The following is a 304-nucleotide window of genomic DNA, read 5'->3' on the forward strand; positions in this document are numbered from 1 at the left end:
TTAGTGTCGCGTAGCTCTTGGTTTTCACGGCGTAGCCTCGCGTTTTCGGCGGCCAAGTCTTCAGGCACAGGTTCTGGGATGTTTCCCGCACGGCGGGCCTGCTGGGTCCATTGGCGAGCCGTGTGCCATGAAACCCCCAGCTTTGGGGCTACTGCCTGGCATGCGGCTTGCATCGACATATTTTCCGCCAAGATGCGATCTTCCACGAGACGGACCACGCGGTCCTTGGCATCCTGGTCAAATTTTCTTGGCATATTCCAGATTTTCCCATCTACTCAAACGGAACAAAACCTGGGACACTTCA

The 304-nt window shown here is 55.6% G+C and carries 1 pseudogene; it reads right to left on the bottom strand.

Annotated features, from left to right (window positions below):
* Nucleotides 1-279: pseudogene (locus HMPREF2785_RS07655) on the bottom strand (transposase); the annotation flags it as partial.
* Nucleotides 280-304 lie beyond the last annotated feature (25 nt).

The sequence above is a fragment of the Corynebacterium sp. HMSC067D03 genome, from assembly GCF_001811185.1.
GTDB lineage: Bacteria > Actinomycetota > Actinomycetes > Mycobacteriales > Mycobacteriaceae > Corynebacterium > Corynebacterium coyleae.